This is a genomic window from Vibrio sp. NH-UV-68 (assembly GCF_042940635.1).
GTDB classification, from domain to species: Bacteria; Pseudomonadota; Gammaproteobacteria; order Enterobacterales; family Vibrionaceae; genus Vibrio; species Vibrio pacinii.
In genome coordinates, this window is record NZ_CP134975.1 from 1,312,764 (window position 1) to 1,335,567 (window position 22,804).

Consider the following 22,804-nt stretch of genomic DNA (forward strand, 5'->3'; position numbering starts at 1 on the left):
TTATTTTAAAAACTGGCACGTAATTGGCAATAGTATAACGGATACATTCTCGTTCTTGTTAGGCGGATTTGGTCTTAGCTGCTGCTAATTTAGGTGGGCAGTCAGTGAAAGATTGATGAAGTCATGTTTATGTTTTGACTATGGCAGCTTACGCCACCTGAGGGTAACCAAAGGTGGCGTCTTTTTATCTAAGATTTACTTATTTTGTTAATGGAGCAAGGTCTGCCGGGCGGTAGTAAACCGATTTTAGCACTTTGCCCTGACGAATGGTTTTGCCTTCAGAGACAAAATCCTCAGCACATTTAGCAATGATGTAATCGCCTTTTTGTACTGCCATCAACTTAATACCTTGCTGGGCATAATGTGCTTCGGTATCGGCATACTCTTGCTCGTTACGACATACTTTACTCATATTACTCGAATGTACTTCATCCCAACACGAAATAAAATCAATCCCACGATTGGCTGCAACGTTGAGTAACAGATCGATTAAGTAGTTGATCGCCACGTTGTCTTCGATTTTGTCGTTACCGAGGTGAACCAGACGGCCCATCAACACATACACGCTATCGACGATAGCATCCGCTTGCTCTGTTTTACAGTCAGCTTCGGCCAGTTCGGTAAGTTCTTCAATCGCAAGAGAGGTGTGCAGAGTGTCTGCTTTGTCATCCAAGCTTTCAGGTGACGCGACAGGGAGATCAAACGTACTCCGGAATTCAGTAATGTCGCGATAAAGATGATTAAAAATATTGGTGGTCAGTTTTGAAAGGTGCATATCCAATTAACCTGGGTAACAAAATAGAGTGGGCCAATATTACCAAAGCATCACTGCTCTCGCTATTGGCCGATGAGAATATTAACTAAATAGATACGGAAACAGCTTGCGGCGCTCTTGTGCAGTCAGTGATTCGACTCTTGCGATATTGGTGTCAGGAATCGCCTCAGGGTTTGGGTAGTGCTTGAGGACTCGCTCCATACTCTCTTCGCGAATCAAATGAAACACCGGGTAAGGTGAGCGATTGGTTAGATTTTCATCGTCTTCGGGCTGGGCGCCGCCAAAGCAATAATCAGGGTGAAAAGTCGCAAGTTGGAAAATACCGTCCCACTCTTGTTGGCGGATTAATGCCTCAATCCAGTCAATAAACAGATTGTAGTCATAGAAGTCACTGAGCATATTCGGTACAGCCACTAAAGTGGTTTCTAATTGCTGCGCTGAGCTCGATTCAAGCTCTAATAGCTGAGTCAAGATATCGTTGAGTAACGTCTCTTCGTCGCAGGCCTCACTGACAAAAATTTTAATCTGCTTGTTTCGTTGCGGTTTGGCCGCAAAAGGGCATAGGTTGAGTCCGATCACGACGTCGTTAAGCCACTGAGATACAGCCGCTTCAACGTGCTGATGATCATCTTGAATTGAGCGTGGGTCTGTCATTTTGCTTCCCAATTAGAATTTGGCGCAAGAATAGCAGAATCTGGTTGTTGCGGCGTTAGCAAAGAGCGATTTTCGCAATTTTTTAGCAAGCGGCACAAGATGAATATCATCGCGTATAGAGCGCTGCCGCCCAGTATCACGTAGTCCCATCCTCCGTGTTGCCAGCAGTAAAGCAGGAAAAACCCTCCGATACTGCCGCCGATATAATAGTGAACCAGATAGAGCGCAGTTGCGGTGGCTTTGGCGTGGGTTGCCTTCTGACTTACCCATGCGTAAGCGAGGGTATGAGTGAAGAAAGCGCCAAAACTAATCAGCAACAAGCCTAACATCATAAACGCGAGTGAATCGATATAAGCGATAACCATACCGAGCAAACTTATCACGCTGCCAGTGGCCATGCCTGATACGCTGTTATGACTTTTTCGCCACACTGAGGTGAGTTTCGAACTGAGCGTACCGGCTAAATAGCACAAGAAAATCAGCGAAGCTAAACCAATAGGAAGGTTGTGCGGATCCGCGACCAAGCGAAATCCCATCACCGAATAAAGGTTAACAAATAGCGCAAAGTTGACCCCGCCTAACAGCATCGCCAGCCAGATAGTACGGTTTTGTAGATGTTTGACTAATGCGCGGTTGTGGTAGCGCAGCATCCCTCGTTGCGGGGTAAAGTTTTTTTGCTTGGGCAGGCTAACCATCACCACCAACGTGGCGACAAAAGAGAATATCGCCATGCTGATGACGGCTTGTTGCCAGCCCAAAGCATCAGTCAGTGAGCCACCAACAATTCGCCCGGTGATCCCGCCAAGTGAGTTGGCGGCAATGTAACCACCGATCGCTTGGCTGAAGGCTTTTTCTGACAGCTCTTCGACCATGTAAGCGACGGCAACGGAGGCAAATGCGGCAAGAGCGACTCCCATAAGCGCACGCAGCATGACCATTGCTACCAGTGAGTCACTTACCAGCATTGCCAACCCTATCAGCGGCATAGCGATTAAACCCAACAGCATGACGCGGCGTCGTCCAATGGATTCAGAGGCGACCGCCCAAGGCACTAAACAAACCGATAAAGCCAGCGTACTTGCCGCAAAAATCCAGTTTACTTGAGTTTCTGAAACCGAAAAATGGACCGCCATGTAGGGCAACATCGGTTGAAAAAGATAGAGATTACAGAAAACAATAAACGATCCTAGCGCTAGGCTGTAAGTCACGCGTCGATATTGAGGGCTAGCGAGTTCAATCATAAAACTGCACGGTTTGTAGGTTATGTGAGCAAATTATCAATTTTATGATGATATATAAAATATATTAAAAATATCATACCGATATATATTTGTTATTAAGATAATGGATTCAAAACAATTACGCCATTTCGTTGCTGTTGCTGAGTTACAACATTTTACTCAAGCGGCGAAAGCGTTGCATATCGCCCAACCGGCTTTAAGCATTTCAATTAAGAAGTTGGAGCAAAACTTGGGTGTTGCGCTATTTCGACGTGAAGATCGCAAAGTGTCACTGACCCGTGAAGGGCTGGTGCTGTTTGAACATGCTAAACGAGTGGTGCAGCAGCTTGAAGACGCCCAGTTGGCGATTGATGAGTTGAAAGGGCTGGAAAAAGGAGAAGTGAGACTGGGCGCTCCAAGCATGATGGGTTCTTATTTTTTTCCAGAGGTATTAATGGCGTTTAAAAGCCGCTATGCCAACTTACGCTTAACATTAGTCGATGCCGGGACGCGAGATATTCGCCAAATGTTACTTAATGGTGAGCTCGATATTGGGGTGATCGATGATGAAAATGTACCTGTGGATCTAGAAACCGATCATTTATTCCAAGCGGAGATGGTGGCGGTTGTCGCCAAAGAGCACCCGTTTTGCCAACAAGACACGGTGACGTTTGATGACTTCTTCGACCACGAGTTAGTGATGTTCAAACCCGGCTATTTCCATCGCAATTTTATCGAGAATCAGGCCAAGTTATGCGGCAAAGAGATGCAGTTCTCTTTCGAAACCAACTTATTGCCGATGATTTTGAGTATTGTTAAGCATGAATTCGCGATTACCGCGCTACTAGAGTTAGTGACTCAGCATGAGAAAGACGTCGTTGGCATTCCTTTTTCGCCCGCGGTAAAAATTGACTTGGCTTTAGCATGGCGACGGGATGGATATTTATCGATTGCAGATAAGACGTTTATTGATTTTGTTAAGCAGTATGCCTAAGAGAGCGTTGTCACGTTAAAGTTCACAGTTTGTTATTTGTTGATCGCACCGAGCCTCGCTTTGCAGTAACTTGATTAATCGACCATTAATGACGACAAGGTAGGCAAATCTAGCTATGCAAATCAGTATTCAACAACTGAACATTGAGTTGAGCGCCAATCAACTTAACATCGAACAATGGGATATTGCCAAAGGGGAGTCGTGGGCAGTTTTTAGCACCGAAGGTGATATTGGATCGCTATTGGGCTCACTGCTTTGTGGTGAGATCAACGTGTCGAGCCCGCAGTTAACCTTGGCGACAAACAAGGTTGCTCAAGTCTCACTCGTCGAACAGCAGCGCTTGCTCGATGATGAAATTGCTCATGACGATACTGACTTTATCGACAAAATTGATACTGGAACGTCGGTTTATCAATTGATTCTGGCCCAATGTGACTCATCGGCATTGACCGAGCAGTTAATCATCGATCTTGACTTAACCCATCTGGCTGACAGTGGTTTTCGGGTGCTATCGACAGGTGAAACACGCAGAGTGATGCTCGCACGTGCACTGGCCACTCAACCAGAATTGATTGTTTTAGATAACCCTTTTAGCGGTCTTGATGTTGAGCACCGCGCTGCACTTGCTCGCTACCTGACCGCACTGGCGAAAACCACGCAAATGATTGTCACCTTTAACCGCGAAGAGGACTTTCCCGATTGGATTGAGAAAATTGCGCTGTTTAATCACGGCAAACTTGAAAGCATCATGGATAAGCAAAGTTGGCAATCTCATCCGATCATTTCTCAAATTAAGGCGCAGTCGCAACAACAAAGTGAACAAATGCTGGCGCTTATTCAGCGTTATCAACATGCGCAGCACTTTGCTGATCCGCTGTTCGAAATACGTCAAGGTCAGGTTGTCTATAGTGATAAAACCGTTTTTACTGACCTAAATTGGCGTATCGATAACGGTCAACACTGGCAGGTGAAAGGACCGAACGGTTGCGGGAAAAGTACCTTACTTGGCATGATCTTTGGTGACCATCCGCAGTGTTACTCCAACGACATTGATATCTTTGGTAACAAGCGCGGCTCAGGTGAGTCGATTTGGGAGATCAAAAAGCACATTGGCATGGTCTCTTCGGCGCTGCATTTACAATATCGGGTCAGTTGTCGAGCCATAGAGGTGATCTTATCAGGTTTTTATGACTCAATTGGTTTGTATCAACAACCGAGTAAAAAACAGATTCAGATAGCGCAGGAGTGGTTAGCGATTTTGCACATGTCTGATTACGCCAAGAGGCCTTTTAAAAGCTTAGAATATGGCCAGCAAAGGCTATTACTGATTGCTCGAGCTATTGTTAAACAACCTGCATTGTTGATTGTGGATGAGCCATATCAAGGGCTTGATTATCTTGGTCGCCGATTGGTAAAAAATACCTTAGAGCTGGTGGCACGTGAGAATCTATCTCAACTGCTTTATGTCTCCCACTATGATAACGACAAGATAACAGCGATCAAAAATGCATTGCAGTTTGTCTATTCCGAGCAGCATCAGTGTTACATCCCTAAGGTGGTGAGTGAGGTTGAGTAAAGTGAAAACAGCACTGGCGTCTTGTTTGACGAAATGCAACCAATCGCGAGTAAACTGGAAATTCGCCCTTACTCTCCTAAGCTAATGATATAGCTATTATTCAAAGGTTAGGTATAAACATGATTCGATACGCGCTTGTGTTGTTGCTGATGTCGTTTGGTCACAGTGCGATGGCGACCTCTGAGGTGTTAAAAATTTATCTCGATGCGGATCGTACTGGACATTTTGCATCGGCTCGGGCTATCGAGCAAGGTGTCAAGGTCGCCTTCTCTGAAGTAGACAACAAGCTTAACGGTATTGCGGTCGAATTTGTTACTACCGACCATCGAGGCAACGTCAAGCGCAGTAAAAAAAATATGCAGCGCTTTCTCGATGACCCTAACGCAATCGCTTTTGTTGCTGGCATACACTCTCCACCTTTAATTAAGTATCGCGACTATATCAACCAATCAGAGATCTTAACGTTAGTACCTTGGGCGGCCGGCACGCCAATCACGCGCTACCCTGATGGTGAAAACAACTTTGTTTTTCGCCTCTCTGTAGATGACTCAAAAGTCGGTAAGCTGTTGGTTGATTTTGCGTTAGACCAGCAATGCCAACAACCTCATCTAGTGCTTGAAAATACCGGATGGGGAAAATCGAATTACAAAGCGATCATGACGGCTTTACCGCCCGAGATAGACTCTGGGGTCAAAACGTCGTGGTTTGACTGGGGGATTCAGACTTCAGACGCGCGGATTATTGTTCGTGAGGCCCAACTTGAAGGCGCAGAATGCATATTACTGGTTTCGAATGCTCGTGAAGGAAAAGTAATTATTGAAGCGGTATCAGAACTCGGTGCCACTTTACCTATTTATAGTCATTGGGGTATCACGGGCGGACAATTTGCGACCAATGTGCCTTACCCAATCAGAGAAAAAGCACGGCTTAGATTTGTTCAATCGTGTTTTAATTTTTACAGCTCTGAAATGAATGATTTCCGTCGTCAAGTCTTCGCTCATGCGAGTAGCCTGTTTGCAGAACAGTTCGCTGAGCCCAATATTGATGCCCCAGCGGGGTTTGTTCATGGTTATGATTTAACCAAAATATTCATCCAAGCAGCGCAACAGGTTGAGTTAACGGATGATATGGCAGTTAACCGACGCTCACTAAAGCAGGCGTTGGAAAACATCGATACGCCAGTACAAGGGTTAATCAAGCAGTATCGTCAGCCATTCTCATTATTCAGTCGTGATAATTATGATGCTCATGAAGCGCTAAATGCTGCCGACTATTGCATGGCCTCCTACGATGAAAACAATGCGGTAAAACTGATGTCTAATTTGGCGGATGTACAATAAGGCTGCACGATGATCAAATTTGATAGAAAAAACGCCATGCATTTATTTACTCTATTCATCGTTGTTGGTGCGGGGGTTTTTTTAGCGACCAGTCTTCTATTTGTTCAGCATCAGGCTCAACAAACCGCTGAATTGGTCATTAATGAAAGTTTAAAGAGTAAGCTCACAACGGTTGAACGTTATGTCAAAGAGTACTTTGATGCTCGTAAAGAACGTTTAGCCAATATTGTTGAACATCCGTTGTTACTAGGTGCTGTCTTAGAAGGTGTTGATAATTCGCTGGCTTTTTATGATCAGCTTGCACGTTTTAAGCCTGTAGGGGCTCAATCTTTCGTTAATGTGTATGATTTTGCAGGCGAAAAAGTCTACTCCGAAGTCGCGCTGCCACAAAGAGTCGCTCAATTTATCGTTAGGGGCGCAGAGAGTGAACGCTTGCTCGAAAGCGTGTCATACTCGATGTTTAATCAACAGCAAAGTGATTACCTTATTGTTACCTTACCGGTCAAATATAATGGGTTATCAGAAGGGATTGCGGCCTATATCACTCCTCTTGATAGAAGTGATTTTTTTCAGGGGTTCGGTAGTGACTCATCGTATTGGTTTGGCTTGCAGCAGTCGCGTTTTTCATGGGCCATGACGTCACCTCATTCGTGGCCAGTTGAGCAGTTCCCAATTGAAGGTAACGACTTTACCTTGCTCTATTCATATTCTCCGGTCTTAGTTGCAGATACCAAACGTGACTTTATCGAAAGTCTTTTCTTCGGCATGGTGTTGTCTACGTTATTTGCCTTAGTCGTGCTGTTTGTCTTTGGCCGCAAAGTGTTGGTCTCGCCATTTCAGGCCCTTTATCACTCTGAGCAACAACTGATAATGCAGTCGGCTGAGCTCAAACGTAAAGAAGCCGAATCGGCACGTCTAGCGCGAGTCGTGAAGTATATGCGCGATGCCGTGGTATTTACTGATCTTGAAGTTAACATTGTGTGGGTCAATCGCGCGTTCGAACAATTGACTGGTTTTAAAGAAAGTGAGGCCATCGGGCGTAAACCCAGCGATTTTCTCCAAGGTGAACGAACCGACAAAGAGGTCACCAAACAAATTCGTCGTGCGATTGATCAACGCCAGTATGGATTCTTTGAGCTGATGAACTATAAGAAGTCGGGCGAAATTTATTGGATAGAGCTTGCCTTAACGCCGCTTTATGACAAAGAAGGAGAGCTGGAAGGTTTTATGGCGGTTGAACGTGATATTAGTCAACGTATTGAATTACAAGAATCATTGGAGCAAAAAGCCATCGAGGCAAATGCAGCGAATATCGCGAAGTCAAAATTCCTTGCGGCGATGAGCCACGAATTGCGTACACCGATGAACGGTATTTTAGGCGTTGGAGAGTTGCTGCAACATACCGCTATTGATGATGAGCAACAAGAATATGTGGAAACCTTCCTTAGCTCCGGTCGGCATATGCTAACGGTACTCAATGATATTCTCGACTTTTCCAAAATAGAGTCGGGAAAACTCAAGCTTGAACAAAGCCATTTTTCGCTGCAAGCGATTGCCACCAAACTGACTCAAATGTATAAGCCCTTGTGCGCCGAGAAGGGGCTGAGCTTTGATTGCCAATGCGATTTTGAAAGCCACACTCGTTTGTTGGCCGATGAGACGCGCGTTATGCAAATCTTGCAAAATCTACTTAATAATGCATGGAAGTTCACCATCAAAGGTGGAATTACGCTCAATCTACGGGTCAAGAAGAAAGCCGATGGAATGTGGTTAGAGATGACAGTGCAAGATACTGGTATCGGGATTAGCCAAGAGAAACAATCACTGATTTTTGACCCTTTCAGCCAAGCCGAGACGGATACCACCCGTCGCTTTGGTGGCACGGGGCTCGGTTTGGCGATCATTTCTGAGTTAGTCAAAGCGATGCAAGGTGAGGTGAAAGTCGATAGCATGCTGACATTAGGCAGCACTTTTGTCGTTAGCATTCCTGTCTCTATTTCAGACAGTACAGCTGAAACGCCCAATCTTATCCAGCAAACGTTTGATGGCACGGGAATGTCAGTGTTGATCGTTGAAGATACACGCGTCAATGCGATTGTACTTGGCCGATTCTTAACGAAGAAAGGCTTCGAGTATGACGTGGCAGAAAATGGCTTACAAGCACTAGAACAGATACAAAAACACACTTATGACTTTGTGCTAATGGACAATCACATGCCAATTATGGATGGAATTCAAGCCACAAAAGCGATTGCCAAACTCACTCTTGCGTCTCAGCCTATTATTATCGGATGTACCGCAGATGCCTTTGAAGAGACTCGACAAAATATGATGGCAGTGGGTTGCAGCGAAGTGATCACCAAGCCAATAAGCTCAGCTAAACTTGACGAAGTATTTTCGCTCACTTGGTCACAATCAGGTCAACAGCCCAATTCGGAACGAGGCGCATTGGGCTGATAGGCTTAGTTGGAGTGATACATTTTCTCGAAGTTGCTAGGGTTCCAGCCAATCAGATAGCGGTCTCCAATCTTAAGTACGGGTAAAGAACGTGCACCAATGGCATCCAACTCTTTGCGTCCACGCTGCATTTTTGCATTAGTTAAACGGTACTTATAACCCTTTGAATCTAAGTAGCGCTGTGCATCTTTACAGTGTGGGCATTTATCTTTGACGTACAAGACAAGTCGTTTCATGAGAATTTCCTTGGCGATTATTAGTCGCAGAGTTTAATGAAAAGGCGGTGAATGGCAAGTCGGAATGGGGTAAACTTACGCCCCTTTATTTTAGATGACTGGCACATATAGCGATGAATCCGAGCCTAAGATACATTCAAGGTTACCCTCAACATATTATTGAACCAGTCACGCAACTGGTCGAATCAGGTAATTTGGTCCAATGGTTCGAACAGCGTTACCCGCAACATCACAACATTAAAAGTGAGAAAGCGCTGTTTGACTACGCGATAGCAATTAAAAACCGTTACATGAAGAAGACTGCGCCACTGAGTAAAGTGGTGTACGACAATAAGATTCATCTCATTAACCATGCGCTAGGGTTGCACACTTATGTAGCCAAGGTTCATGGCGGTAAGATAAAAACCAAAAACGAGATCCGTATTGCCAGTATTTTTAAGCAAGCGCCTGAGCCACTGCTGAGAATGTTAGTGGTTCATGAGTTAGCCCATCTTAAAGAGAAAGCGCACAATAAGGCTTTTTATCAACTCTGTTGCCATATGCAGCCGGATTATCACCAACTTGAGCTCGATGCCCGACTGTTTATGATTTACCTTGAAACTGTCAAACAGAAGTGACTATGAATACGCGCACCAAAAAACAGCTAGCTATTGAAAACAACCGTCATGACGCCAAAGTGTCAGCCCCTAAAATGGTTGTTGATAAAGGTAAATCAGGGCTGCACAAACACAACGTTCATCAAGGCCGATATGATTTTCCTAAACTTATCGCGGCGCTGCCTGAACTTAAACAATATGTCATTCGCAACCCGAAAGGGGAGATGAGCATTTCGTTCTCTGATCCGGTGGCTGTAAAGCTGCTCAACAAGGCACTGCTGGCTTATCATTATCAAGTGACGAATTGGGATATTCCTCAAGGGTTTTTGTGTCCACCGATTCCGGGGCGCGCTGATTACATCCACCGTTTGCATGACCTAGTGACCAAAGATTTACCCAAGCTCAATCAGACCAAATTGTACGCCCTAGATGTCGGCGTTGGGGCTAATTGTATTTATCCTATTGTGGGTGTTACCGCGTACGATTGGCACTGTGTGGGCAGTGATGTCGACCCGGTGTCAGTAAAAAACGCCAATTGGATTGCTAAGCAAAACGCCGTACTCGATGGCAAGATTGAAGCGAGATTACAAACCAGTTCGGCGCATTTTTTCAAAGGAATTATTCGTCCGGGTGAGTACTACCACTTAACGACGTGCAATCCACCATTTCATAAGTCTCTGCAAGACGCGCAGCAAGGCAGTCAGCGCAAAGTGAATAATCTGACCGCCAACAAAGCCAAGCGAGGCCAGAGTTTGCCAAAAGCGGCCAATCAAGCATCATCTATACTTAACTTTGGTGGGCAGAAAGCCGAGTTGTGGTGCCCTGGCGGTGAAGCTGCGTTTATCAAAAATATGGCGTTTGAAAGTCGAGACTTTGCCAGTCAAGTCTTGTGGTTCAGTAGTTTGATCTCGAAAAAAGACAACGTGCGTTGGATGCGAAAAAACCTTGAGAAGGCCGGAGCGAAAGAGATCCATGTTGTAGAAATGAGCCAAGGGCAAAAAATTAGCCGCTTTATAGCTTGGAGTTTTCACAATCACACGCAACGGACTCAATGGTTGGCGCGACAGCCGTAATTAAATTGACAAGGAGCAGGGGATGGAAATTGAAATTTATATGCCCTGCGAACCCGTTTGGCTCTGCGATAGCTTTTTGTCGCTATTTGCGGTACTGCTAATCATAGGGCTAGTTGGCTTTATTTATATTCTTTACCGTGAGTATAAAAAAATTCAGCGCGCTTCGTGTGTGCGACGTCGTCGCCAAACCCCTCGCTCCAAACGTCGCTAGATTGAGCCAATACACTCATGATTGCAGCGTGCTTATTGGTTTATCTTTAACCGTAAGTTCTTTGTTGCTGCGTTAGAGCCAAATCTTTGCTCAAAGTTAGCCAGTCTATTTTTTGCTTTCTCGGTTTGGTTGGTATTTAAATACATTTCTATTAGGTAGAACCATAACTCTTTGCGTTCGGGTTGATGCTCAAGCGCTTGGTTCAAATACGTTTCGGCAAGCGGATAATCGTTGTCTTTAAGTGCACATAAAGCGGCGCTTTGATAGTTTGATGCACGCTGGAGTGCATGGGCGTTGAGTATCGACTGGCGATACCAGTGCTGAGCTTGACTAAATTTATTTTGCTGACAAAGAAAAGTGGCGTAACTTGAAACAACAGCAGGTTCAGTCAGGTCGGTTTGAATCAACTGATCGTAGAGGGCTTGCGCGGAACTGGTTGAACCAACGTGCTGATAATAGAGCGCTTGTGATAGTCGGCTAAGGTAATAGTCTGGTGCATGTTCGATAGCTAATTCAAAGTTTTGTCCCGCTTTATCAAGATGCCCAAGGCGAAGGTACTCCATGCCAACAGCAACACGAGCATCTGCTTTTTGTTTACTGTCACCACCTAAGGTCATTTGATTAGAAGAGGCTACGGTTGTGCAACCGCTAATAACCTGCAATAAAAGTAGGATGAAAATACGCATAGTAAGTCAGTGATGATAAACGATGACTTACTGTAGATAACAAATCACAAGCGCAGTATATCGTGTGGTCAAAATCCGAGAAGGCGCAGAGAGTATCCTTGAGTACAGACAGGATATACATCAAAATGTGTCGTTTTGAGCAGAAAAAGTGCGCCGTGAATTGGCGAATAAAAAGGAACGCAATGCGCTCCTTTCATCCTACGATGGTTATTAGTCATTGATGGTGAAATTGGCTTCACTGAATTGGTCGAGGTCATATGGCGTTTGTTGATAAACACAATAGTTGAGCCAGTTGGCAAACAGTAAATGGCCGTGACTACGCCAGCTGGCAACGGGCTTGTTGTCTGGGTTGTTGTTGGGGTAGTAATTGACCGGAATCGCAGGCTCCATGCCTTCACTAAGATCACGAACATATTCATGATGCAGAGTGTGTGAATCGTATTCCGGATGGCCGGTTACAAAGACATTGCGTTTGTCTTTTGTTGCGGCAAGATAAACACCAGCGATATCTGATGTGGCAAGAATATCCAAATCAGTATGTTCTTCAAGGTATTCGGGTGAAAAGTCAGCATAACGAGAGTGCGGCGCCAAAAAGGTATCGTCAAAACCGCGTAATACTGGATGATAAGGTTGGTGGACTTTATGTTGGTACACACCCGATAGCTTTTCTTTACGTGTACGTTTGGGCAGGTTATAGAGCAACTTTAGCCCAGCTTGCGCAGCCCAACAGACATACAATGTCGAGGTCACATGGCCCTTCGCCCAATTCATAATCGTTTGTAAATGCTCCCAATAAATCACGTCTTCAAACTGAACCAATCCTAATGGGGCACCAGTAATGATCAATCCATCGAAATTACGCCCTTTGACCATCTCAAATTGGCGGTAGAAATTGTCGAGATGTTCCGTCGGTGTATTTTTACTTGGGCGATCATCAATCCGCAGCAGTTCAATATCAACTTGAAGTGGACTGTTGGATAGCAAACGTAGAAATTGGGTTTCCGTTTCAATCTTTTTTGGCATCAAATTGAGGATCAAAACTTTAAGCGGACGAATTTCCTGAGTAGAGGCACGAGACTCGGCCATCACGAATATATTCTCGGTACGCAATACGTCAGACGCGGGCAATTGATCGGGGATCTTAATCGGCACAGCTTACTCCCTAAGCATGGTTATGGACGTCTATACTTCTAAACTTAACCCAATCATATGAAGATGTCGATAGCAATCTGACCTCTAGATATAATAATATTGTTGCCCAAATCAATCACACGATCTCTTTATGACATTAAAACTGACGCTGATACGTGGTTTACCTGGATCGGGCAAAAGTACCTTGGCTAGAACATTGCCAGCTCATCACTTTGAGGCTGATATGTATTTCGTCGACCATAACGGTGACTACCTTTTTCAACCAAATAAGCTGCCACAGGCTCATCATTGGTGTAAAACCAATACCCAGCGCTGTCTAGCCCGCGGTCACGATGTGGTGGTTTCCAATACCTTTGTGCGTCGATGGGAAATGGCGCCATACTATAAATTAGCTCAGCGTTATAACGCGAAATTTGAAGTGATCGAGTGTCACGACAATTTTGGCAATATTCACGGTGTTGAAGAACACACCATTGAGAAAATGAAACAGCGATGGCAAAGCTGGCAAATACCCCTTAAGCGGTAAATAGCCTTGTTTAGTCAATGATTGGTCAATTGATTGTTTGGTTTATGACTTAAAATTTGGAGCGATATCAAGTTATATTGCCATACACTATTATAGTATTCACTAATGTATTTGTTTGGGCAATTCATTGAATGAATCGAATCCGCTTTCTGAATCTTACTCTCCAAACCAAAACGGCGCTTTACTTCATCGTCGGATTGTTGAGTGTCACCCTGAGCTGTTTGTTTATTACTCGCTACTTTTTTGTTGTCGCTATTAATGACTTGGAAAACAGTGAGTTACGTCAGTCGAGTGAGCAAGCACGCAGTGTGATCACTAAGATGGCCAATGATCTTGAAGAGCACTCATATGATTGGTCCTATTGGGATGAGACTCATCAACTACTGCAAGGCGGAGATCCAGAGGCATTTCGTGAACGAAATTTGTCTCAAGACGGATTGGACGCGCTCACGCTTGATCTAATGGTATTTAGTGACCTACATGGCAATGTCATTGAAAGCATCGTGCGTGATGGCCACGATTTAGAAGGTCAGTTGGTCAGTTTAATGACGAAAAACGAGTTTATTCAACGTCATATTGTTTCAATGAACCGGGTGCTAGACGCCGCGCGCGACAGTTATAGTGGTCTGTTGCTCGTGGGAGGGCAAATCTGGAACCTGAGTATTACGCCAGTACGTGATAGTGAGGGTTCCTCTGGCTCATCTGGTTGGCTGTTATGGGGGCAAAACTTAACGCAGCGTTTTCCCGGGGACTTCAGATCTATTTTAATTGCCGACAATGAGATCGTTCCCTTTAACGAGGCAGCAGCTTTGGACAGTAAAGAGACTAATGCTCTACAAGTGACTCCTCGACTGATCGAAAAAAATCAGCAGTCGATGACTGAGACGGTCAGCTTAGTAGGGATGACAGGGAAGAAGGTCGCCACGCTTCGAACCACGATAAGCCGTGCTTATTTCAATAAAGGTAACGTTATTTTCTATTACCTGCTGGCCTCACTTGCCGTCGTCACGGTATTGATTTCGTTGATGACTTTTTTAACCTTCAGACGTCGCGTCGCTCTTCGTTTTTCCGATTTACAGCGCGATCTTAATGCGTTATTTGAATCCTATAAATTGGACGGTTTAACTCAGCCAAGCAAAGATGAGCTCGACAATTTAACCAATTTGGTTCAAGCGCTAGCCACCAATAACTCGCAAACTCATGAACGCTTACAAGATACGCAGCGTAAGTTTGACGCGCTTTATCACAGTAAAAATATCGCGATGGTGTTGGTGAGAGGGCGTGAAATCATCGATACCAATCAGACCGCGCTGTCTTTACTTGAATATCAACACGATGATCTTATTCATCAGCCACTCGATGTACTCTGCTCTGATTCTGATCAGCCTGAGTGCCAGATCGACGTGATGTACCGTCAGTTTGCACAAGGCAAAACACAATTTGAAGCACAAATGCTTACCAGTCAAAACATTGAAATTGATTGCCATATCGAAGTGAGTCGAATCAAATATCAGAGCCAAGATGCAGTTATGCTTTCAATCAGCGATATACGAGAGAGAAAACAACAAGCTAAGATGATTGAAAGTTTAGTAGAACGTGACGCGGTGTCTGGTTTGTGGAATAGAAAATCGATCATGGAACAGGTAATCGCGCTAAAAAATCAAGAACTTACCTTTATCTATGTCTCCATTCCGAACCTTAACGTTATCGCAGATGTGTATGGCCATGAAAAATACGACGAATCGGTTCAATATGTCTCGGCGTTGTTAAAAGACAAACTGGCCCGCTTTCCAGTTGGCCGTATCAGCGCCGATGAATTTATTGCGTTGATCGCAACTCGGGTAGAGTTTGAAGATGCTTTGTGGGGGGCGATGCGTCTGCACGAAGAGTTATCGGAAAAGCAAAAAGTGAATGGCGTCGAGATTGACTTGAAGTGTGGAGTGAGTGTTGTTCCCCCTGAGATGAGTCATCTGGATTTTAATGCCTTACTTCAGGCCGCCAGTTATACCGTGCAGAATAATAAGGCCGATATAAGTTCGGTCTCTGTATCGCGCGTTGATCAAGATATGTTTGATCGCTCGCAAATTGCCGCGGCGATTAATCGAGATCTTGCCGGTGCGATTCGTGATGGTGATATCAGAGCGTACTATCAACCAATCGTTGACAGTAAAAGCGGTGATATTAATGGTTTTGAAGCGCTAGCGCGTTGGCAACATAGTGAGTTTGGTTTTATCTCACCAGCGGTTTTTGTACCACTGGCAGAAAAGGGCGATCTGATCATTGAGTTAGGAGAGCAAGTACTCAGACAATCTTGCCAGTTCATCCAACAGATTAATGGTATTCGGGAAAGTCAGGCAAAGAAACCCTTATCTATCCATGTTAACTTAAGCGCGCCGCACTTTTATCATTCTCAGTTGATTGCTTTTCTAGCTGACCTCCTCACTGAATATCAAATTCGTCCAGGTCAATTAGTCATAGAGTTAACGGAAAGCATGTTGATGGGGCCAGAAAGTGAAGTGGTGGCGCTAATGGATGAGATTAAAGCGCTTGGCGTTCTATTTGCTTTAGATGATTTCGGCACTGGTTACTCATCGTTTAGTACTTTGTGTAGTTATCCGTTAGATATTGTGAAATTAGATAAGTCTTACATTGACCAACTGGAAACCAACGATCGTGCCAAAAGTCTGGTTAGACATATCGCCAATATGGCTCAAGAATTGGGTTTAACAACGGTGGCGGAAGGGGTCGAAAATGCATCCCAAGTACGTAAACTGTGTAACTGGAACATCGAAGAGATTCAAGGTTTTTACTTCTATAAACCAATGCCCGCAGATGAAATAATCAGTCTTCTCCAGCGCTAGATTTTGGTCTGCTTATTAAGGCCAATGATAAAGGCTTAGCGACCTAGCTAAGCCTTTATTCGTTCTATAATTTTGCTGAAAGCTTACTGATGGACTTTCGATAGCCGATGTAACTGAGCAACGCCCACCCAATACACTGTATCCAAAGTTGCAGATATTCACCAGAGACACTTTGCCAACTGCCTCCCATCTGATTGAGCCTCAGGAAGCCCTGAATTGCCGGCGTGCTAGGGAACAATTCAGATAACCAAACAATCGGAGCAGGGATCGCTTCAATAGGCCAAATGAAGCCGGCGCTGAAAACAAGCGGCATCGAACTTATCAGTACGACTAAGGTGACCAACTCACGTCTTGGTGTGATGGCACCGAGCCAAGAACCGATAGCTATGGTTGCAAGCAAGAAAGGCAGGGTGAAGGTGAGTAAGTCGACTGCGCTGGCCAGTTGATTAACCCCATAGAACGAGAAGCTGGCGCCAAAGTAATACATGCTGAGCAGATAATAAATTACCGTCAGGACTATACTACGTGCCAGTAATAGCTTCACTGGCGACACTTTTAGCCAATATCCTCGTCCTTGTTTCTGTGTGCCGACCATTAATCCGGCAGCCATGGCAAGGGTCTGTTGTAAAATCAGCACAAATACCGCAGGAACCACATAGTCAACGTAACCCATGCGTGGGTTAAAGGTCGGTTTTAGATTGGTGCGAGTTGCGGCGTATTGCGTGGCAGCTTTAGACAGAGGTTCGCCATCGAGTACCAGTTTAGCTACCGTCGTTTGTGCGGCGAGTGTACCGCCAGCTTGCGCCAATCCTTCAACGATGGTGCCGTAAACCAAGAAATAAGAAGCGTCACCAGCGTAGGCAAGTGTGGGGCTTTTCCCGAGCATTAAATCTTTGTAGAAATGTTCAGGAATCACCAAAATACCACTGACTTTCCCATCGAGAAAAGCTTGCTTCGCATCAGCGAGTGTTGAGTCGCGTTGCATGACTTTAACTTGAGGGGTGGCATCAACCATAAGCTCTAACTGGTAACTGGTTTGGCTTTTGTCTAAGTTAACAACGCTTATTTGCTGTTCTCTCGGGGTCTGGTGACTGTAGGGTAGCGGGTAAAGGAACGAGTAAAACAGTACGCCGCCAAACACCGTAATCAAGATTACCGGATTGCTCAGCAGTGCTTTAAGTTCGGCTTTAAGAAGTAGGCCAAATCTCATTGGGTGCCCTTAGTCGAATGACTCGAATGTATTGCGTTGAGATGTATGCTCATTAAGCCAATAACCATAACGAGAGGAAGGCAATAACCAAGCATCGGTATCAAGTGCGTCATCGATTGGGTCCACGCTTCACCGTAACTCACTTGACCGACTTGAACCTCAATATAGTGACTGATTGGCAAAAGGTCTCGCCATATCTGAGCGAGCGTGTTCATATCAGTCACCGGGAAGGTGATGCCCATAAAAGCGAAGCTCGGCGCCGTAAATGCGCCAGCAAAGCTCATCGCTCTAGCTGCGTCTAAAGTTAAGAAGAAAAACAGGCACCCCATGACTATGCATGCAATCATGGTGAAAAATTGAGCAATAATTAGTGTAATAAAGCTGCCATTCATCGGCCATTCAAAACCAAGATAGAACCAGTACAGAAACGCAAAACCTTGCACTGCAAACACCCAGCTATAAGGCGCTAATGTCATGATTAAGTTGCGAGTGGCGTGAGTGCCTAGCCAGTGTGTTAAGCCCCGATCGCGTAAATTGGCAGAGAGAATCAAAATGGTGCTGACTACAATAACAATTTGCCACAGCGCAGGAACAATCGCTGAAACTAAAAACTGGGCATAATTGGAGTTTTTGTTAAACAGTGAGGTTATCTGCGTTCGAATCGGTACGGCTTTACCCATAGCAGACGCGAATGTTGCCCCGCCCTTGGCCAAATTCTCGACAGTGCTTAGTTGAGCGTTAAGCGTACCTTGCGCTTGAAGAAAGGCGGAGCTTAGAATCTTACCAATTAAGATCATTTGGCTGTTATAAAACACACTCACTTGTGGCGAGAGATGTTTGTAAGTGTCTTGCTCGAAGTGGTACGGGACCACCGCATAAGCATAAATATCGCCAGAAATCAGGGCTTGTTTGGCACTGGCAACACTGGGGTAGTGTTGTTTGACTGCCATACTAGAGCTTGCGTCATAGTAACGAATCAATTCTCCAGACAATTTGCCTCGGTCAAGATCAACCACACCAATAGGCAAATCGCGGACGATGCCCTGAGAAAAAATAGCCCAAACGAGGATAACCAGCACCACTGGGATCCAGGTGAGGGATGAGAGGAGCCATTTATCGCGCCGGACAATGGTAATTTGTGAAACGGATCTAGCGTGCATAATGACAACCGTATTAATTCAACTCGACCACTAAGCTCATGCCCATACGCAATTTATGATCAGGTTGCGTTGGTCTAGCTTCAACTTCAAAGGTGCGTAAGTCAAAGCCCTGTGATGCGTCGGTTGAACGCCAAGTCGCAAAGTCACCCATGACTGAAATATGCGCCACTTCTAATTCAATATTCTTATCTAAAGCAGGAACATAGGCGTTAATCAGTGTGCCTTTCTCGAACTGTTTGAGCCAATCTTCACGAACATTAAACACCGCCCAGGCGTCTTGGGTATCGATCACAGTAACAACTGGGAAGCCTTGTGGAGCAAGTTCACCACTTTGTAGCAGTACTTGAGACACTTCGCCCTCGAACCAGCTTTCTATGCGTGTATCTTGAGCGTAAGCTTCCACCTCTGCAACAGCGCCTGCAGCCATTCTAGCTTTCTCTGCGGCAGCCAACTTAGTTTCGCTGCGCACACCTTCACGGGCGAGTTGATACATCTGAAAAGCCGCGCTTTCGGTATACTTAGCCGCATCCCACTGTGTTTTAGCTTCATCACGTTTTTGCTCCGCGACAACGCCTTCATTATAAAGGTTATTGACACGAAGGTAGGTTTTCTCCATCAGTGACGCCGCCGCTTTGGCTTTTAACCATTGATCTTTGGCCGCCTGAATCTGTTGGCTACGCGCCCCTTTTTCGGCCTCCATTGCAAGTGCATCTGCGGCTTTTTCGCCCGCTTTTGCTTGTTCCAATTTTGCTTCAATTTCTGGGCTATGAAGGGTGAAAACGAGGTCACCTTTTTCAATAGTTTGACCTTTGCGCACCAGAATTTGGTCGATGCGTCCTGGCACTTTGGAAGAGATACTGTACTGCTGCGATTCAATTTGACCTTGCAGGCGAACAGGTTGAGGTTGATAGGCTTGGTAAAAGCTATAACCCACCCAAGATGCAACACTTAATGCGACAGCTGAAAGAACTAGTGATTTGGCGTTTTTCATCGGTAAACCTTATAAACCTGAGGTATTAATAGCGTTGTGTTGGTACTGACTAAATGCATCCATTTCGCTTGAGAGTGCCAGTAATTTTGCTAGCGAAATGAGGTAGTTGAAGCTAGCGGCGGCTTTTTGAGTCTTCACCTTTGCGATATAAAGTTGGGCATCAACTACGTCGGTTGATGTTGATAATCCTTGAGAGAACGCCTTTTGACGCAGATTTAGGTTTTCCTGTGCCAGATCGATACTGGATTGCAGGCCGATCACTTCTTCTTGTGCCTGTTGCGCTTCGAGGTAGGTCTTTTGTACCAATACTGACAGATCTTGCTTGGCCTGTGCTTTAAGGTATTGAACTTGCGACACAGCGCTATGTGCGGCTTTCACTTTTTCGCTACGCCCTGAACTTTCAATGAGCGGAATATTTACTCCTACCCCGACTAACCAATCGGGTTTGAGCTGACTGGCGATTGAGTCATCTTCATACAAACTGTAATCACCATATAAGTAAACTTCAGGATAGTATTTACCCCGCTCAGCTTTGATTAAACTGTCGGCTTGTTTCTCTTTGGCATCTAATAGTGCAAGGCCAGGATAAGTCGACAGCGTACGTTCGATAAACAACTGTTGGGCTGGTAGGTTTTGGTTAATGAACAGCGAATCTGAAGGTGTTACTGCTGCAGACTGATTTAAGATCTGTGTGAGAGCAGATTGTGCGATTTCGAGGCTTTTATCTGCTTTTTTACGTTCAATGATCGCATTATCGAGTGCAGATTGTGCTTGTAGGCGCTCAACGCGAGCAATTTGCCCTTGTTGCTCTAGCTTTAACGCATTGTCACGGTGGTGAGTTAACCCCTGTTCGACTAAACGGCGGGTTTCGACCACGTCTTGTGCCAGCAGCACGGAAAAATAGTATTTACTTAAATCTTCGAAACGCGCTTGCGTTTCCATTGCTAGTTCGCTCTGTGCTTGCTGTTTTTTCCCTTCAGCCGCAGATTGAGCCGCGTTAATTCTTCCGCCAGTAAAAATCGGCCAAATCGCACGTAACGATGAACTGAAAATATCGCGCTCAGTGATTGTCGAAGTGATATTACCTAAGTTGGCAAACAACTGATTAAAAGTCGGGCCGAGGTTAGGTAGAGGCTGACCCGTACTATTAAAAATTTGCTGCCCCGATAAAGTGACATCGCTGTCGAGTCGTGTGTAATTGGCACCTAAAGTGATAGAAGGGAGATTAAGGTTATCTGTCGCACTTTCTAGGTGTTGATAGCGTTCAACGTTGGAACGTTGCGCAGCCAATGAATTATTTTCTTGCTTTAATAGCTGCCAAGCTTGTTCAAAACTAATGGCGGCTGAAAGCGACACGGGAGAATATAAACTCAAACATGCGATCATTGCAGCGATAGGGCGCGGTAACATAGTGGCACTCTAGTTGGGTTATCTTTGGAATTAGAGTGTATACTCTAAATGAGACTGAGGCAATTTACCTGTCTAACTATAGAGCAGCCATTAAAAAAGGGGAACATAATGTTCCCCTTGTTAATTGATCGTATCGTTATTGCGTCACTTTTTTTGCCGACGGTCTGAGTTTTTCAAACAATCTGACCAGCAATGGACTACACAGAACGAGAACCGCCAGAATGGTGAAGCTCATTGTAATTGGTCGCTCCCACAAGAAACTTAGCTCGCCATCACTGAGCATTAACGCTCGACGCAAGTTTTCTTCCATCAAGCCGCCGAGTATGAACCCGAGAAGCAATGGTGCCAGTGGGAAATTGGCTAACCTAAGCGCGATGGCCGCCATCGCAATCAGCAACATGATAAAGACATCCATGGTGTTGAAGGAGACTAAGTAAACCCCGGTAATAGAAAAGAATAAAATCATCGGTAATAGAACGGTTCTCGGAACCGCAAGCAATTTAGAGATGTACGGAATGAGTGGCAGGTTAAGAATAACCAGCACGATATTACCAAAGTACATTGAAATGATAACCGACCAGAATACATCTGGGTGTTCAACGAACAAGCGTGGTCCAGGCTGAATGCCATAAGAGATTAGCGCACCAAGCATGATCGCGGTGGTGCCTGAACCAGGAATACCCAACGTTAATAAAGGTACAAAGGAGCCACTTGATGCAGCGTTGTTCGCCGACTCAGGGGCGACCAGACCACGAATACTGCCTTTACCAAATTCTTCTCTTTTCTCTTTTGGCGCTAAGTTACGCTCCATGCCGTAGCTTAAAAATGCCGCAATAGTCGCGCCTGCACCGGGTAAAACACCGGTGAAAAAGCCAAGAATGGACGAGCGAATTGACACGGGTGCCGCTTCTTTAAACTCTTCTTTGGTCACCTTCATGCTGCCGATATGGCTCATTTTGTTCTGTTCATCGGTGCGAGTGTCTTGTTCTGGCTTCAAGATGCCCATCAAGGTTTCCCCCAAGGCGAAGGTTGCCATTGCGAGTAGTAGGAAACTAAATCCATCCATTAAGTCAGTCATACCAAAAGTAAAGCGCTCAACCCCAACACCTTTATCGATACCGACCGTGGATAACATCAAACCTAATATGGTCATCATCCAAGCTTTTATCACTTGTCCTTTGCCCGCAAATGCCGCTACTGCAGATAAACCCAGTAACATTAATGCGAAGTAGTCTGATGATTGAAAACTGAGCGAGACGTTAGCTAACGCTGGGGCCGCAACCAATAGCATGATGGCTGACAATGTTCCGCCAGTGAATGAAGAGTAGGCCGCTAGAGCCAATGCTTTACCCGCTTGGCCTTTTTGCGCCATTGGATAGCCATCAAAGGCCGTAACTACCGTCGATGAACAACCGGGTGCGTTAATCAGAATTGAGGAGGTTGAACCGCCAAAAACGGCACCATAATAAACGCCAGCCATAAGAATTAAACCCGATGATGGGTCGAGGCCGTAAGTGATTGGGATCATCAGCGCGATGGCTGAAATTGGCCCTAACCCTGGCAGCATGCCGATAAAGGTACCAACGAAACAGCCCACGATCACCATCATGATGTTCATTGGCATTATCGCCGTTGAAAGGCCTTGTAAGATTCCATCTAACATAATGTCATTTCCT

The 22,804-nt window shown here is 45.2% G+C and carries 20 protein-coding genes; 9 read left to right on the forward strand and 11 right to left on the reverse strand.

Annotation, left to right across the window (positions count from 1 at the left end):
- Positions 1–199 precede the first annotated feature (199 nt).
- The 3 genes from ViNHUV68_RS06155 to ViNHUV68_RS06165 all read right to left on the reverse strand — a co-directional run bounded on the left by ViNHUV68_RS06155 (position 200) and on the right by ViNHUV68_RS06165 (position 2,670).
- The gene (locus ViNHUV68_RS06155) at positions 200–775 is read right to left on the reverse strand and encodes a nucleoside triphosphate pyrophosphohydrolase family protein (RefSeq protein WP_391089942.1); all 576 of its coding nucleotides are present in this window, start codon (positions 773–775) and stop codon (positions 200–202) included.
- An 81-nt stretch (positions 776–856) separates the two neighbouring features.
- Entirely contained in the window at positions 857–1,429 is a 573-nt protein-coding gene (locus ViNHUV68_RS06160) for a DUF1415 domain-containing protein (protein ID WP_038174339.1), read from the reverse strand.
- Complete coding sequence (locus tag ViNHUV68_RS06165; RefSeq protein WP_391089944.1) at positions 1,426–2,670, reverse strand: MFS transporter; 1,245 nt, start codon at positions 2,668–2,670, stop codon at positions 1,426–1,428. The genes ViNHUV68_RS06160 and ViNHUV68_RS06165 overlap by 4 nt, the downstream gene beginning before the upstream one ends.
- A gap of 103 nt (positions 2,671–2,773) precedes the next feature.
- On the opposite strand from ViNHUV68_RS06165, the gene ViNHUV68_RS06170 reads away from it, so the two are divergent.
- The 4 genes from ViNHUV68_RS06170 to ViNHUV68_RS06185 all read left to right on the forward strand — a co-directional run bounded on the left by ViNHUV68_RS06170 (position 2,774) and on the right by ViNHUV68_RS06185 (position 9,016).
- On the forward strand, positions 2,774–3,643 hold the full coding sequence (locus ViNHUV68_RS06170) for a LysR substrate-binding domain-containing protein (protein WP_391089945.1): 870 nt from the start codon (positions 2,774–2,776) through the stop codon (positions 3,641–3,643).
- 115 nt (positions 3,644–3,758) lie between these two features.
- Positions 3,759–5,219, forward strand: a complete 1,461-nt coding sequence (modF, locus tag ViNHUV68_RS06175) for a molybdate ABC transporter ATP-binding protein ModF (protein ID WP_391089947.1) — start codon at positions 3,759–3,761, stop codon at positions 5,217–5,219.
- A gap of 119 nt (positions 5,220–5,338) precedes the next feature.
- A complete protein-coding gene (locus ViNHUV68_RS06180) occupies positions 5,339–6,559 on the forward strand; it encodes an ABC transporter substrate-binding protein (protein WP_391089949.1) in 1,221 nt (406 codons plus the stop codon).
- 9 nt (positions 6,560–6,568) lie between these two features.
- Positions 6,569–9,016, forward strand: coding sequence for an ATP-binding protein (locus ViNHUV68_RS06185; protein ID WP_391089951.1), 2,448 nt, complete (start codon positions 6,569–6,571; stop codon positions 9,014–9,016).
- A 5-nt stretch (positions 9,017–9,021) separates the two neighbouring features.
- Here the strand turns inward: ViNHUV68_RS06185 and ViNHUV68_RS06190 are convergent, their stop codons facing one another.
- Positions 9,022–9,252, reverse strand: a complete 231-nt coding sequence (locus tag ViNHUV68_RS06190; protein WP_038174333.1) for a glutaredoxin family protein — start codon at positions 9,250–9,252, stop codon at positions 9,022–9,024.
- A gap of 113 nt (positions 9,253–9,365) precedes the next feature.
- Here ViNHUV68_RS06190 and ViNHUV68_RS06195 point away from each other — a divergent pair, with 113 nt between their 5' ends.
- From ViNHUV68_RS06195 to ViNHUV68_RS06205, 3 genes are read left to right on the forward strand one after another with little or no spacing between them, the layout of a single operon-like run.
- Positions 9,366–9,869, forward strand: coding sequence for a M48 family metallopeptidase (locus ViNHUV68_RS06195; RefSeq protein ID WP_038174332.1), 504 nt, complete (start codon positions 9,366–9,368; stop codon positions 9,867–9,869).
- Positions 9,870–9,871: 2 nt separating this feature from the next.
- Entirely contained in the window at positions 9,872–10,921 is a 1,050-nt protein-coding gene (gene rlmF / locus ViNHUV68_RS06200) for a 23S rRNA (adenine(1618)-N(6))-methyltransferase RlmF (RefSeq protein WP_391089954.1), read from the forward strand.
- Positions 10,922–10,943: 22 nt separating this feature from the next.
- Positions 10,944–11,132 carry a hypothetical protein gene (locus tag ViNHUV68_RS06205; RefSeq protein ID WP_391089955.1) on the forward strand — a complete coding sequence of 63 codons (189 nt, stop codon included), beginning with the start codon at positions 10,944–10,946 and terminating at the stop codon, positions 11,130–11,132.
- Between the two features lie 32 nt (positions 11,133–11,164).
- Here the strand turns inward: ViNHUV68_RS06205 and ViNHUV68_RS06210 are convergent, their stop codons facing one another.
- Complete coding sequence (locus tag ViNHUV68_RS06210) at positions 11,165–11,818, reverse strand: tetratricopeptide repeat protein (protein ID WP_038174328.1); 654 nt, start codon at positions 11,816–11,818, stop codon at positions 11,165–11,167.
- Between the two features lie 210 nt (positions 11,819–12,028).
- Entirely contained in the window at positions 12,029–12,970 is a 942-nt protein-coding gene (gene metA, locus ViNHUV68_RS06215) for a homoserine O-succinyltransferase (RefSeq protein ID WP_038174327.1), read from the reverse strand.
- Positions 12,971–13,100: 130 nt separating this feature from the next.
- Here metA and ViNHUV68_RS06220 point away from each other — a divergent pair, with 130 nt between their 5' ends.
- Both ViNHUV68_RS06220 and ViNHUV68_RS06225 read left to right on the forward strand, forming a co-directional pair.
- Positions 13,101–13,496, forward strand: a complete 396-nt coding sequence (locus ViNHUV68_RS06220; protein ID WP_038174325.1) for an ATP-binding protein — start codon at positions 13,101–13,103, stop codon at positions 13,494–13,496.
- 131 nt (positions 13,497–13,627) lie between these two features.
- Positions 13,628–16,357, forward strand: coding sequence for an EAL domain-containing protein (locus ViNHUV68_RS06225; protein ID WP_391089958.1), 2,730 nt, complete (start codon positions 13,628–13,630; stop codon positions 16,355–16,357).
- Between the two features lie 64 nt (positions 16,358–16,421).
- Here the strand turns inward: ViNHUV68_RS06225 and ViNHUV68_RS06230 are convergent, their stop codons facing one another.
- The 5 genes from ViNHUV68_RS06230 to ViNHUV68_RS06250 all read right to left on the reverse strand — a co-directional run bounded on the left by ViNHUV68_RS06230 (position 16,422) and on the right by ViNHUV68_RS06250 (position 22,791).
- Positions 16,422–17,567 (reverse strand): ABC transporter permease, encoded by a 1,146-nt coding sequence (locus ViNHUV68_RS06230; protein ID WP_391089960.1) that lies wholly within the window; start codon positions 17,565–17,567, stop codon positions 16,422–16,424.
- Positions 17,564–18,727, reverse strand: coding sequence for an ABC transporter permease (locus ViNHUV68_RS06235; protein ID WP_391089962.1), 1,164 nt, complete (start codon positions 18,725–18,727; stop codon positions 17,564–17,566). The genes ViNHUV68_RS06230 and ViNHUV68_RS06235 overlap by 4 nt, the downstream gene beginning before the upstream one ends.
- 13 nt (positions 18,728–18,740) lie before the next feature.
- On the reverse strand, positions 18,741–19,718 hold the full coding sequence (locus tag ViNHUV68_RS06240; RefSeq protein ID WP_391089964.1) for a biotin/lipoyl-binding protein: 978 nt from the start codon (positions 19,716–19,718) through the stop codon (positions 18,741–18,743).
- A 9-nt stretch (positions 19,719–19,727) separates the two neighbouring features.
- Positions 19,728–21,128, reverse strand: coding sequence for a TolC family protein (locus ViNHUV68_RS06245; protein ID WP_391089966.1), 1,401 nt, complete (start codon positions 21,126–21,128; stop codon positions 19,728–19,730).
- A gap of 136 nt (positions 21,129–21,264) precedes the next feature.
- Complete coding sequence (locus ViNHUV68_RS06250; RefSeq protein ID WP_038174318.1) at positions 21,265–22,791, reverse strand: tripartite tricarboxylate transporter permease; 1,527 nt, start codon at positions 22,789–22,791, stop codon at positions 21,265–21,267.
- Positions 22,792–22,804: the final 13 nt, after the last annotated feature.